At 63.6% G+C, this 12537-nt stretch carries 13 protein-coding genes; 7 read left to right on the plus strand and 6 right to left on the minus strand.

What is annotated here, in order from left to right; genetic code table 11:
• Positions 1-79 precede the first annotated feature (79 nt).
• Positions 80-1399 (plus strand): 30S ribosomal protein S12 methylthiotransferase RimO, encoded by a 1320-nt coding sequence (rimO, locus tag I6F31_RS35965; protein ID WP_225187031.1) that lies wholly within the window; start codon positions 80-82, stop codon positions 1397-1399.
• Positions 1400-1498: 99 nt separating this feature from the next.
• On the opposite strand, the gene I6F31_RS35970 is transcribed toward rimO, so the two are convergent.
• Complete coding sequence (locus I6F31_RS35970) at positions 1499-2440, minus strand: hypothetical protein (protein WP_225187032.1); 942 nt, start codon at positions 2438-2440, stop codon at positions 1499-1501.
• Positions 2441-2754: 314 nt separating this feature from the next.
• On the opposite strand from I6F31_RS35970, the gene I6F31_RS35975 reads away from it, so the two are divergent.
• The 3 genes from I6F31_RS35975 to I6F31_RS35985 all read left to right on the plus strand — a co-directional run bounded on the left by I6F31_RS35975 (position 2755) and on the right by I6F31_RS35985 (position 5407).
• Entirely contained in the window at positions 2755-3207 is a 453-nt protein-coding gene (locus I6F31_RS35975; protein WP_346656514.1) for a tetratricopeptide repeat protein, read from the plus strand.
• Positions 3208-3304: 97 nt separating this feature from the next.
• Positions 3305-3946: a hypothetical protein gene (locus tag I6F31_RS35980; RefSeq protein ID WP_225187033.1), complete on the plus strand. Its 642-nt coding sequence runs from the start codon at positions 3305-3307 to the stop codon at positions 3944-3946.
• 270 nt (positions 3947-4216) lie between these two features.
• Positions 4217-5407 (plus strand): acetylornithine transaminase, encoded by a 1191-nt coding sequence (locus I6F31_RS35985; protein WP_225148726.1) that lies wholly within the window; start codon positions 4217-4219, stop codon positions 5405-5407.
• 113 nt (positions 5408-5520) lie between these two features.
• Here the strand turns inward: I6F31_RS35985 and I6F31_RS35990 are convergent, their stop codons facing one another.
• From I6F31_RS35990 to pcsA, 3 genes are all read right to left on the minus strand, one after another.
• The gene (locus I6F31_RS35990) at positions 5521-6495 is read right to left on the minus strand and encodes a quinone oxidoreductase (protein WP_036012480.1); all 975 of its coding nucleotides are present in this window, start codon (positions 6493-6495) and stop codon (positions 5521-5523) included.
• 85 nt (positions 6496-6580) lie between these two features.
• On the minus strand, positions 6581-7306 hold the full coding sequence (locus I6F31_RS35995; RefSeq protein ID WP_036012482.1) for a TerC family protein: 726 nt from the start codon (positions 7304-7306) through the stop codon (positions 6581-6583).
• Complete coding sequence (pcsA, locus tag I6F31_RS36000; RefSeq protein ID WP_225114990.1) at positions 7303-8040, minus strand: phosphatidylcholine synthase; 738 nt, start codon at positions 8038-8040, stop codon at positions 7303-7305. Before pcsA ends, I6F31_RS35995 begins: the two co-directional genes overlap by 4 nt.
• 129 nt (positions 8041-8169) lie before the next feature.
• On the opposite strand from pcsA, the gene I6F31_RS36005 reads away from it, so the two are divergent.
• Positions 8170-9354 (plus strand): UbiH/UbiF family hydroxylase, encoded by a 1185-nt coding sequence (locus I6F31_RS36005; protein ID WP_225187034.1) that lies wholly within the window; start codon positions 8170-8172, stop codon positions 9352-9354.
• Positions 9355-9496: 142 nt separating this feature from the next.
• Positions 9497-10333: a hypothetical protein gene (locus tag I6F31_RS36010; RefSeq protein ID WP_225187035.1), complete on the plus strand. Its 837-nt coding sequence runs from the start codon at positions 9497-9499 to the stop codon at positions 10331-10333.
• Positions 10334-10372: 39 nt separating this feature from the next.
• On the opposite strand, the gene I6F31_RS36015 is transcribed toward I6F31_RS36010, so the two are convergent.
• Positions 10373-11326 (minus strand): AEC family transporter, encoded by a 954-nt coding sequence (locus I6F31_RS36015; protein WP_036012489.1) that lies wholly within the window; start codon positions 11324-11326, stop codon positions 10373-10375.
• Positions 11327-11432: 106 nt separating this feature from the next.
• Here I6F31_RS36015 and hspQ point away from each other — a divergent pair, with 106 nt between their 5' ends.
• Positions 11433-11765, plus strand: coding sequence for a heat shock protein HspQ (gene hspQ / locus I6F31_RS36020; RefSeq protein WP_024341905.1), 333 nt, complete (start codon positions 11433-11435; stop codon positions 11763-11765).
• 73 nt (positions 11766-11838) lie between these two features.
• Here hspQ and I6F31_RS36025 read toward each other — a convergent pair.
• The coding region (locus tag I6F31_RS36025; RefSeq protein ID WP_225187036.1) for an invasion associated locus B family protein at positions 11839-12537 on the minus strand (699 nt) is incomplete at its 5' end.

Genomic DNA, 12537 nt, shown 5'->3' on the forward strand with positions numbered 1-12537 from the left:
GTTAGTTGTTGAATTTCGCCATCGGTTCAATTACTTGGATCGCAAATCCAGACAATTCAGATAGGCTTCAGGCGATACCATGGACAGAGCGCCGCGCATTTCATTCACGTCACTCGGCTGCCCCAAGGCCTTGGTGGATTCCGAGCGCATCATCACGCGCCTGCGCGCGGAGGGCTATGAGCTCGCCCGCAAGCATGACGGGGCCGACATCGTCATCGTCAACACCTGCGGCTTCCTCGACAGCGCCAAGCAGGAATCGCTCTCGGCGATCGGCGAGGCCATGGCCGAGAACGGCAAGGTGATCGTGACCGGCTGCATGGGCGCGGAACCGGAAGCGATCGAGCAGGCCTATCCGGGCGTGCTCTCCATCACCGGCCCGCAGCAATATGAGAGCGTGCTGGACGCCGTGCACCGCGCGCTGCCGCCGGCGCACAATCCGCATCTCGACCTGGTGCCGCCGCAGGGCATCAAGCTGACCCCGCGCCACTACGCCTATCTGAAGATTTCCGAGGGCTGCAACAACCGCTGCACCTTCTGCATCATTCCGAAGCTGCGCGGCGACCTCGTCTCGCGCCCCGCCGATGACGTGCTGCGCGAGGCCGAGCGCCTCGTCGGCGCGGGCGTCAAAGAGCTCCTGGTGATCTCGCAGGACACCTCAGCTTACGGCGTCGATCTCAAATATGCCGAGAGCCCGTGGAAGGACCGCCAGGTCCGCGCCAAATTCCTCGACCTCGCGCGCGAGCTCGGCGAGTTGGGAGCCTGGGTCCGGCTGCAATATGTCTATCCCTACCCGCATGTCGACGAGGTCATCGCACTGATGAACGAGGGCAAGGTACTGCCCTATCTCGACATCCCGTTCCAGCATGCGAGCCCCGAGGTGCTGAAGGCGATGAAGCGTCCGGCGGCGCAGGACAAGACGCTGGCGCGGATCAAGCGCTGGCGCGAGGAATGTCCCGATCTCGCCTTGCGCTCGACCTTCATCGTCGGCTTCCCCGGCGAGACCGATGCCGATTTCGCCTATCTGCTCGACTGGCTCGACGAGGCCGAGATCGACCGCGTCGGCTGCTTCAAGTACGAGCCGGTCGCCGGCGCCACCTCGAACGCGATCGAAGACCCGGTGCCCGAAGAGGTCAAGCAGGAGCGCTACAACGCGCTGATGGCCCGGCAGCAGAAGATCTCGGCGCGCCGGCTGAAGCGCAAGGTCGGCACGCGGCAGCAGGTCATCATCGACGAGGTCGGCCCGACCGTGGCCAAGGGCCGCTCCAAGGCCGATGCGCCGGAGATCGACGGCGCGGTGTATCTGACGAGCCGCCGCCCGCTGCGCGTCGGCGAGATCGTCACCGCCAAGATCGAGCGCGCCGACGCATACGATCTGCACGGCAGCGTCGCGGGGTTCTGACCGCGTCCGTCATTGCGAGCGTAGCGAAGCAATCCAGAATCCCTCCGCGGGAACAGTCTGGATTGCTTCGCTACGCTCGCAATGACAGTGTGGAGACAATCACGCCAGCCATTTCGGCACCCAGCGCTCCGGGCGTGGTGCGCGGGCGAGATCGGCTTTCGCCTCGGAGAGCAATGCCGGTTCGCCGTCGATGGTCGGGCGCGCATCGTATTCGAAGCTCGGCATGACGCGGCCGTCGGCGTAGAGGCCGAACCTCATCGCATACCATAACCCGAGCTCAGGCTGAGCCTTCCACATCTGTTCGCGCAGATCGCGCAGCAGGGATTCGATCGAAGCGGCTTCCTCGAACGGCTGCGGCCCGCGCGTCAGCACGCGCGCCTCATACTGCTTGCCGACGATTGCGACCTCGAAACGCGTCTTATCCCAGGCATTCTTGCCCTTGGGCAGATGGGCGGCCAGCCGCCAGCCGAGTTCGGCCATCATGCGATGGTTAGCCCAATAGTCCTCACGGTCCCGGCTCCATTTTTCCATGAAGCCGCGGAAATCAGGCAGCTCCGGGGGCCCGTCGTCACACGCCGCCTTGTCGCCAACGGGCTGTCCAGCGAGCCATTGCGCAAGTTCGACGGTCTGAGGCTCGACTTCGTCATGCGGCTTCAGATCGCTCCAGGCCCTGTCGAATTGCTGCGACGTCAGCCTCGTCAGCAGCGCATCGAGGCTCGGCGCCAGCAATTCGTAGTCACCCTCGGATCCCAACCCGACGATCGGTGGATTGTCACGATCAAGACCCGCGCCATACCAGCCGCCAACGGCCGAGCCGTCAGGCAGGCGCATGAATAGCGAGAACCGGTCGCGCAAGGAACTGCCGTCGACGATCGGCGCGGAGTCCGAGAATTGGCCCTGCAGCGAGAAGCAGCCGACGCTGCCCCAGGGACGCCCCTTCAGCCAGGCCGCAAAGTCGACCAGCAGCGGCGGCGCCTCGATGCCGGGCGGAAACGCGCCGCGAATGCTGTCGAGGTCGATCGGATAGGGCGTATCGGACAAGGCTTTGAGCTATCTGGTTGGTCCCGCCTTCTTGGTCTGGGCGGTGGCGCATTCGGTTCGAACCAAGTCGCGTCCTTCGATCACAAACACGCTAGAGGCGCAATGGGAGAATCCCTGACGTTTCATCGTGTTTCATTGTTTCCGCGTCGAAAACCTCAAGCTGTCCGCAATCGGCCTGACGATGACCCTGCTCGCGCGCGCGATCACCATCCGCCGCGCAGGCCCGCCAGTGGTGCTTCGCAAACGACGGCGGAGACAGTGACGACCGGCGCTTCGCCGGCTGCTCGGCCCTGCTCAAGGCCAATCCCGACGATGTGCACGCGCTCGCCAATCGCGGCGAAATGTTTCGGCGACGTGGCGAGCCCGAGCGCGCCGTGGCGCTGGCGCTCGACGATTACGACCGCTCCATCAGAGCGAATGCGAGCCGCGCGGACGTGTTCAATTCGCGCTGCTTCACCCGCGCGATCGTCGGCCGCCTGCAGGAGGCGCTGGCCGATTGCGAGCAGTCGCTCAAGATGGCTCCCAACGATGCCTACACGCTGGACAGCCGCGCCCTTGCCCATCTCAAGCTCGGCAATCTCGACGCGGCGATCGCCGATTACGATGCCGCGCTGAGCATCAAGCCGGGGCTCGACGGCTCGCTCTACGGCCGCGGACTGGCGAAGCGCAAGAAGGGTGACAGCGAAGGCGCCGTGCGCGACATCGCGGCCGCAAAGGCGATCAACGCCGGCATCGCCGATGTGTTCTCGCACTATGGCGTGGAGTAAGCGTCACGTTAGGAATGTGACACTATAATGCATTCACGCAGCGGTCACGGACTCGGCCTAACTCTGCCCGCGTCTTCAACGCGAGCGAGGGATGAGGATGAGCCGCCTCTCGGACATGCTGCGCACGCAGCGCTTCGACGATTACCGCTTCTACCACCAGAGCACCGTCAACCAGACGCTGCACCTGATCAGCGCCGTCATCTTCCTCGGCTGCTACGCCCTGCTGATCAAGGACCCTGCTCTCGCCGGCATCGTCGGCTGGCTCGCGATGCTGACGCGGCAGACCGGGCATTTCTTCTTCGAGCCGAACGGCTATGACGCCGTCAACGACGTCAGCAACCACTACAAGGAAGCGGTCAAGGTCGGCTACAACCAGACCCGCAAGATCGTGCTGCTGCTGGTCTGGGGCAGCGCGCCGCTGGCGCTGTTCGCTTTTCCGACGCTGTTCGGATTGTTCGATGCGCCGGCGTCCCGCCTCGATTTCATCCGGCATGTCGGCGCGCTCTGGCTCGCCATCGGCATCGGCGGCGGACTTGCGCGCATGCTGCAGCTCTTCGCCACCCGCGACGTCACGACGGGCCTGGTCTGGGTGTTCAAGGTGCTGACCGACCCCTTCCACAACATCGCGCTGTACTGGAATTCGCCGCTCAAACTGCTGCGCGGCGAGCTGATCGACACCGCGATCGCGGACGCGGATTGGGGCGGTGAAGAGGCCGAGGAAGCCGCCCACCCGACCTGACCGATACACGCTCGGCGAGCAACTTGCAAAATGCCTCCTTGACAAGTCCTGCCATTCGGCTGTACGGACGCGCCCCATGATCAACGCCCGGACCAACCAGCGCACCGAAATGCTCCGCCGTCGCTCCCGCGACGACGAGAGGGTGCGCCATGTCCGAGGACGCCGCTGAACCACTGAATTCAGCTAATTTTCGAGAAAGGCCGCACCCGCAAGGTGCGGCCTTTCTGCTTTTTGCGCCCTTTTTTCCACCCGCCTCCAGAGGAGTACGACATGACCACGCATCCGTATGACGCGCTGATGGACATCACCGCACGGCCAAAGACCGTGTTCGTCCGCGGCGCCGGCTCCTACCTCTGGGACGACAGCCGCAAGCGCTATCTCGACTTCGTGCAGGGCTGGGCCGTGAACTGCCTCGGCCATTCCCCGCCCGCGATCGCCGATGCGCTCGCAGCTCAGGCCAAGCGGCTGCTGACGCCGAGCCCGGCCTTCTACAACGAACCGAGCCTCAAGCTGGCGCAGGCGCTGGTCGAGCACAGCGCGTTCGATCAAGTGTTCTTCGCCAATTCGGGCGCTGAAGCCAACGAAGGCGCGATCAAGCTCGCGCGCAAATATGGCAGCCTGCACAAAGGCGGCGCGTTCGAGATTATCAGCTTCGAAGGCGGCTTCCACGGTCGGACGCTGGCGACGATGTCGGCCTCGGGCAAGAAAGCGTTCGAGCCGCTGTTCGAGCCGAAGGTCGCGGGCTTCAAGAAGGCCAAGCTCAACGACATCGGCTCGGTCGAAGCCCTGATCAACGCCAACACCGTCGCCGTGATGCTCGAGCCGATCCAGGGTGAATCCGGCGTGTGGCCTGCGACCGATCAGTTCCTGCAGCAGCTGCGCGCGCTGACCGAGGCGCACGGCCTTTTGCTCATCTTCGACGAGATCCAGACCGGCATGGGCCGGACCGGAAAGCTCTTCCATTACGAGCACACCGGCATTGCGCCCGACATCATGACGCTCGGCAAGGGCATCGGCGGCGGCGTGCCGCTCGCGGCCCTGCTCGCGACCGAACGCGCGTCATGCTTCGAGCACGGCGACCAGGGCGGCACGTTCAACGGCAACCCGATCATGTGCGCGGCGGGCCTCGCGGTGCTCGAGGAGGTCAAGAAGCCCGACTTCCTGAAACAGGTCGCCGAGACCGGCCTCCTGCTCGAAAGCGACCTGCAGAAGGTCTCGGCCCGGCATGGCCTCGGTGGCGTGCGCGGACGCGGCCTGTTGCTCGCGCTCGATCTCAAGCTGCCGATCGCACCCGGCATCGTCGCGCAGGCGTTCGAGGCCGGCGTGCTGCTGAACGCGCCGCAGGTCGACAGCTTGCGCTTCATGCCGGCGCTGAACGTCACGAAGGAAGAGATCGCCGAGATGATCGAATGTCTCGACGCGATCTTGACCAAGGCCGGCGCGGCAAGACGCGTCGCGTAGTGCTGTAGGGTGGGCAAAGCGAAGCGTGCCCACCATTTTTCACCGCAATGAAGATGGTGGGCACGGCGCTCCGCGCCTTTGCCCACCCTACGAAACCGCCGATGCCGAAAGATCTACGGCTTCAAGATCGAAGCCCCCGTGGTCTTGCGGCTTTCGAGATCGATATGCGCTTTCGCAGCGTCCTTGAGTGCGTAGGCGTGGTTGATCGGCACGTGCAGCTTGCCGTTGATGACCGCGGCGAACAGGGTGTCGGCGCCTTCGAGCAGTTCCTTGCGCGTGCCGACATAATCGTTGAGCTTCGGCCGCGTCGCGAACAGCGAGCCGTGATTGTTGAGCTCGGCGATCGCGAACGGCGGCACCGGGCCCGAGGCATTGCCGAACGAGACGAACATGCCGCGCGGCTTCAGGCATGACAGCGAGCCCGGGAACGTCGCCTTGCCGACGCCGTCATAGACGACGTCGCAGCCCTCGTTGCGGCTGATCTGCTTCACGCGCGCAACGAAATCCTCCTCGTTGTAGAGGATGACGTGATCGCAGCCATTGGCCTCCGCAAGCTCGGCCTTCTCGCGCGAGCCGACGGTGCCGATGACATGCGCGCCAAGCGCCCTGGCCCATTGGCAGGCGAGCAGGCCGATGCCGCCGGCGGCGGCGTGGACCAGCACGCGATGATGCGGCTCGACCTTGAAGGTCTTGTGCAGGAGATACCAGACCGTCAGCCCCTTCAACATCAGCACGGCACCCTGCTCGTAGGTGATGTGATCGGGCAGTTTGACCAGCTTCTCCCAGGGGATGTTGCGCTCGCCGGTATAGGCGCCGAGATTGTGGTAATAGGCGACGCGGTCGCCGGGATGAAAATTCGTCACGCCTGGCCCGACCGCGACCACCTCGCCGGAGGCCTCATTGCCGGCGATGAAGGGCAGCCCCGGCGCCTTGTAGAGGCCGGTGCGGTAATAGACGTCGATGAAGTTGAGGCCGACCGCGTGCTGGCGGATGCGCACCTCGCCGGGCCCGGGCGCCGGCACGTCGACGCTCTCATAGACCAGGGCTTCGGGGCCTCCGACCTTGTGCACACGGATGGCTTTCGTCATCACCTGACCTCCTCTTCGTGCGGCTGAGCGAAAGCTATCGCGCCCGCCTTGTCAACTCGACGCCGACTGGAACGACCCAACGCGACTACTTGGCGGCTTTCCGGCGGTTGCGCCTGGCCAGCACGTTGAAGAACTCCACCGCCGCCGAGAACGCTATTGCGAAATAGATGTAGCCGCGCGGAATGTGGAAGTGGAATCCGTCCGCAACCAGCGCGACGCCGATCAACACCAGGAAGGCCAGTGCCAGCATCTTGGTGGTCGGATGCTCCGCGACGAATCGCGCCACCGGACCCGCCGAAACGTACATGACCGCGCATGCGATCACGACCGCCGCGATCATGATCTTGATGTCCTCGGCCATGCCGATCGCAGTGATGATCGAGTCCAGCGAGAACACGATGTCGATGATCACGATCTGGACGATCACCCAGAAGAAGGCGCTGCCTGTGGAGTCCTTCTCGCTCGCGTCGTGATCGGATTCGACCTCGCCGTGAATCTCATGTGTGGCCTTGGCGATCAGGAAGAGGCCGCCGCCGATCAGGATGAGATCGCGCCAGGAAAAAGCATAGCCCTGAATCGAGAGCACCGGAGCGGTCAGGCCGATCAGCCAGACCAGGAGACTGAGCAGGATGAGGCGAAAGACCAGTGCCAGCGCAAGCCCGATCTGGCGGGCGCGCTGCGCCGGTTTCTCGGGAAGGCGCGAGACGAGCACCGAGATGAAGATGACGTTGTCGATGCCGAGCACGATCTCGAGCGCCGTCAAGGTGAGCAGCGCGGCCCAGGCTTCCGGGCTGGTCAGCAGCTCCATCACGCCGATAATCTCGCCAGGGATTTCGCCAACCGGATCAAGGCATCGCTGAAGCTGATCCAGAGCGCGATGGCGCAGAGCACGATGGTCACCCCGGTGCCGACGCGAAAATCCATTTGCAGTGTGTAGAAGGCGAGCAGCGCCCAGACCGCGATCAGCGACATCGTCAGCCAGCGCAGCCGCACCACTCTGACAGGGTGCAGCACATGGAAAGGCACGAACGTCAGCACGACCAGCGCGGCGACCAGCAGCGTCGCCCACAGCGGCGGCCAATGCAGCAGGAACAGATAGAACGCGGCCGCGTTCCAAAGCGCCGGGAAGCCGCGGAAATGATTGTCGTCGGCCTTCATGCGCTGGTCGGCGAAATACAACGCGCTGGTCACGATGATGGCGATGCCGAGCAAGGGAGCCGCTACCGGCAGCAGCATGCCGCTCGCAACGATCGCATAGGCCGGCACGAAGACATAGGTGCAGAAGTCGACCACGAGATCGAGCACGTCGCCCGACCAGTTCGGCTGCACGTTCTTGACGTCGAGCCGCCGCGCGATCGGCCCGTCGATCGCGTCGATGATCAGGGCGACGCCCAGCCATTGAAACATCGCCGCCCAGTGCTCGCGCACGGCCTCCAGCATCGCCAGGAGCGCGATTGCCGCGCCGAAGGCGGTGAAGATGTGCACCGAGAAGGCTGCGGCGCGGATCACCGGTCTCGGCTTCAGGGAATCCTGCTGCGTATCCATGGCTTCTGCTATCAGAATGCGACCGGTTTGCACATCCGCCATTGCGGCGCACGATCGCAAAATTCGCCATAAAATCAGGGAAATATAGGTAGGCTTGAATTTGCCGCCCGGCGTGTCAAATGTCGTTCCATGATAGACGCATCGACACTCCATGACGCGGCCGTGATCGGCGGCGGACCTGCCGGCCTTGCCGCGGCGATCGCCCTGGCGCAGGCGGGTGCCCGGACGGCACTGGTGGCGCGCCGCGTTCCCTATGCCGACAATCGCACCACCGCATTGCTCGGCGCCTCCATCGATCTATTGGAAGGCCTCGACGTCTGGTCGCGCTGCAGGGACAAGGCGGCTGCGCTGGAAGTCATGCGCCTCGTCGACGACACCGGCCGGCTGTTCCGCAGCCCCGAGGTGCGCTTCTCCTGTCACGAAATCGGCCTCGATGCGTTTGGCTACAACATCGACAACCGCTCGCTGATGCTGGCGCTGGAAGCGCGCGCGGCCGAGCTGCCCAATCTCGTCCGCTTCGACGACGAGGCCGAAAGCGTCGTCATCGAGGCCGACGACGTCGCGCTGCGCACGGCGTCCGGACAGTTTCTCTCGGCGCGCCTCGTGGTCGGCGCCGACGGCCGGCACTCGCTGTGCCGCGAGGCCGCCGGCATCGCCGTGACGCGGCGCGAGCTGAACCAGACCGCGCTGACCTTCAATGTCGGCCATAGCCGGCCGCATCGCAACGTCTCGACCGAGTTCCACACGCCGCACGGGCCTTGCGTGTTCGTGCCCCTGCCCGGCGACCGCTCCAGCATCGTCTGGGTCGCAGCGCCTGCGGAGGCCGAACGGCTGCGCGGCTTGAGCGACGAGGAGCTGTCGGCGGCGATCGAGAAGCAGTCGCATTCGATCCTGGGACGGATGAATGTGGAGCCCGGGCGCAACCTGTTCCCGCTCGCGATCGAGCGTCCGAAATGCTTCGGCCGCGACCGTATCGCGCTAGTCGGCGAAGCCGCCCATGTGGTGCCGCCGATCGGCGCCCAGGGCCTCAATCTCGGCCTGCGCGATGCCGCCGACATTGCCCGGCTCGCGGGCGAGACCATCGCCGCGGGACAGGATCCGGGCGCGGACGATGTGCTCAAGCGCTATGACCGCGCCCGTCGGCCGGACATCTTGAGCCGCACCTTTGCGATCGACATCGCCAACCGCTCCTTGCTCAACGACTTCCTGCCGCTCCAGCCCGTCCGCGCCGTCGGCATGCACCTGTTAGGTGCCATCGGTCCGCTCCGCCGCTTTGCGATGCGCGAAGGCCTGACGCCGACCTGGCGAAGGTAGTCCTTCCAAGTACGAGTGGAGCGGGAAGCCGAGAAATTGGGGATTACAGCGCAAAAGCCACCGATAGCCTCTCTGGGCTTAGGGGCGGCTGTTATATTCAGAAGCTGTCTCTCCTAAACTAGCCTCCAGACAAGGAGGGCGTATGTCTTTGGATTGGGGCCTTATTTTAGGAGTCGTCGGCGTTCTTGGAATCCCGGTTGGTGCCGGCATCGGCATCGCGGTGGCCGACCCATTTACCAAGGGCGAACTTCAATTTGTGCGCGGCTGCTTTGCGGCAGCAGCAATCATCACCCTACTTTCATTCCTTCTCCTGACTTACGAGATTCCTGTGGGACTGGGTAAAACTATCGGCGCAGGTGTCGTCGGAGCCCTCACGCTGATGGGACTAGTCATCGCGCTTGACTGGACCAAGCAACGTTTCGAATCCAGCAAGTCAGATGCTACGTCTCAGCAGAAGCGTAGCGCGCTCGACGGTACCATCAAGTTCGAGTGTCTTCAGGAAGCCTTCCGTTTACCGGCGGACGGCAAATTATTGGAACTAATCGCAAGCGACGATACTGCGAGAACTGTAGGACTTCAAAGCCACTGGGTGAGCGAGCACGCCTACAATAGCAACCCAGGCATCATCCCGACCAGACATGGATGGATTGATAAGTGCCGAATTACAAATTTTGGTACGTCGCCAGTGTTTAACGTCAGCATAAATGTCGAAGCTATTTTCTCGGAACATATTCCTATTGCCGAGAAAACGGTCGAACAAAAGGAAATTGATCGGAAAACAATTCGTTTCTCGGTGGACCAAGTTGATGCCGGCCAAGGCAACAGCGTCGATATCCTAATATGGAATACGACTCGCTTTCTGACACACCTTTCGTTTGCAAATGACGTTAAACTACAGCGGCTCGGCTCGGTGGAACGAGAGAATGTAAAACTCATCCCGGCGCAACGGATGGTGGCATTGTTTCCTCCAAAAACATAGCGCTCCCCAGGACAGTTCGTTTCAGTGCGATAAACTCCCCTACGGAAACGCCAACCTTCCCGTCTGGATCGCCCACATCACGCTGGTCAGCGTGACCACCGACGCGAAGGTGCCGAGCAGCACCGCGACGGAGGCGGACTCGATCCAGGCATCGTTCTGCCGGGCGATGACGAACACGTTGAGCGCCGGCGGCAGCGCGGCCATCAGCACGGCGGTGGCGGCCCAGGGCTGCGCGAACGGGCCGAACGCCAGCATCAGGGCGAACGCCGCGAGCGGATGGATCAGCAGCTTGACCGCGATCACGCCCGGCACCTCCCACGGCACCCGATCGAACGGACGGAGCGCCACGGTCACGCCGAGCACGAACAGCGCGGTCGGCGCGGCCGCGTTCTGCAAGAAGGTGATGGTGCGGTCGAGCGCGACCGGCAGCTCGATATGCAGCGCCGCCACCGCCGCTCCGAAACAAGCCGACATGATCAGCGGATTGAGCACGATCTGCTTCAGCACGACGCCGAAAGCATGGACGAGCGAGGGATGGTCGCGGTCGGAAAGCTCGATCAAGAGCGGCACGATCGTGAACAGGAAGATGCTGTCGCAGCAGAAGATCAGCGCAGTCGGCGCGGCCGCCTTCGGCCCCAGCACCGCAAGCGCGAGGCCCGGGCCCATATAGCCGATATTGCCGTAGCCGCCGGAGAGGCCCGCGAGCGTCGCTTCGCGCAGCGTCAGCCGTCCGAATAGCTTGCCGACCACCAGCGCCAGCGTGAATGCCGCGACCGTCGAGAGCGTCGTCGCCACAAGGAACGGCGGGTTATTCAATTCCGAAAACGGCGTCTTCGACATAATCGCAAACAGCAGCGCCGGCAGCGACACGTAGAGCAGGAAGAAGTTCATCCAGGCGAGCCCCGATTCCGGGATGGACTTGACCTTGCCGCAGGCAAAACCGACGAAGATCAAGCCGAAATAAGGCAGCGCCAGATTGAGGATATCGACCATTGCTGAAGTTTTTTCTGAAGGCTTGGGGGCTATCCGCCCCGGAGACGAAGGTTAATTCCCAATAAGGCCACTAGCATCGGCCACAATCCTGGTCTATCGACGGGGGATGATTAAAGCGCGGACCGCCAAATTCCAGATCGGACAGGTCGTTCGCCACCGGATCTTCTCGTTCCGGGGGGTGATTTTCGACATCGATCCGGAGTTCAACAACACCGAGGAATGGTGGTTGTCGATTCCCGAGGAAGTGCGGCCCCACAAGGACCAGCCGTTCTATCACCTGCTCGCGGAGAACGCGGAATCCGAATACGTCGCCTATGTCTCGGAGCAGAACCTGTTGCCGGACGATTCCGGCGAGCCGGTCCGGCATTCGCAGGTCGCCGAGATCTTCGTCAAGGACAAGGCCGGCGGCTATCGCCCGCGCAATCCCTCGCTGAACTGATCGTCGCGATCGTCGGCCAGCAAAAAAGGCGCTCGAACCGAGCGCCTTTTTCACGTCCGGGATTTGCTCCCGATTACTTCTGACCGGTCGGAGCCGCGCCGGGCGCGCCACCACCCTGCTGTTCGAGCTTCTTGCGTTGCTCCTCCGCCTTCTTCTGCAGCTCTTCCTGCAGCTTCTTCTGGGTCTCCTCGAACACCTTCGGATCGGTCGGCGGACCGTCATAGGCCTTCTGGAATTCGCCGGCGAGCGGCAGCGGCAGCGTCAGCGGCGCGCCGTTGGCATTGATCGCCTGGACAACGAGATTCTGGCCCTTCTTCATGTTGTTGATGAGCTCGGGCGTGGCCTCGTAGTCGGACATGCAGCCGTTCTGGAAGCAGATCACATAGGGCTGCTGCAGCGGCGCGTTGCTGTCGACGATGATTCGGGTGCCGTGCACGAGCTGCATGCCGAGCGGCAGCGTCACGCGCAGGATCTTCTTGGGCTCGCCTTCCGGCTCGATGATCACGGCCGCGATGACCGGCTGGCCCGACTCGATACGGCCGTCCTTGCCGGTGAAGCAGACCTGCTTGGCATTGGCGTCCTGGCCCTTGAGGCAGAACTTGGTCCAGGGCGCATAGATCAGCTGGATCTGCTGATCGGCGGGCTGAGCTGCGCCCTGCTGCGGGGCGCCTTGCTGCGGGGGAGCCTGCGGGGATGCTGCGGGCGCCGGAGCCTTGGGAGCTGCCTTGGGAGCGGCCGCCTTCGGAGCCGGGGCCGGGGAGGCCTTGGGTGG

This window comes from Bradyrhizobium sp. NBAIM01 (assembly GCF_020194115.1).
Taxonomy (GTDB): domain Bacteria; phylum Pseudomonadota; class Alphaproteobacteria; order Rhizobiales; family Xanthobacteraceae; genus Bradyrhizobium; species Bradyrhizobium yuanmingense.